This is a genomic window from Pseudoalteromonas sp. SIMBA_162 (genome assembly GCF_046535955.1).
GTDB classification, from domain to species: domain Bacteria; phylum Pseudomonadota; class Gammaproteobacteria; order Enterobacterales; family Alteromonadaceae; genus Pseudoalteromonas; species Pseudoalteromonas marina.
In genome coordinates this window covers 1-236 of record NZ_JAWJBQ010001216.1, presented here as the reverse complement: position 1 = coordinate 236, position 236 = coordinate 1, and the positions used below count along the sequence as shown (strand labels likewise).

Annotated in this window: 1 pseudogene; it reads left to right on the top strand. The window is 41.5% G+C overall.

The features are described 5' to 3' along the window. A pseudogene (locus R0J88_RS23520) lies at window positions 1–202 on the top strand (zinc-binding alcohol dehydrogenase family protein); the annotation flags it as partial. Between the last annotated feature and the right edge of the window lie 34 nt (window positions 203–236).

Genomic DNA, 236 nt, shown 5'->3' with positions numbered 1-236 from the left:
CCGTACATGGTTCGATATTTTAAAATTTAAGCGGAAGTGTATATCGGTGCATTGGGAGTTTATGTGTACTCGATCGCTATTTACTATAACCGATATAACAGCGCAGCACCCCTTACTTAATGAAATTAGTGAGCTGATAGACGCCGGTACACTTAAAACCACTCCTGGGCAACATTTAGGCCCAATTAACGCCGCTACTTAATATAAAGCACACCCAATCTTAGAATCGCACACCT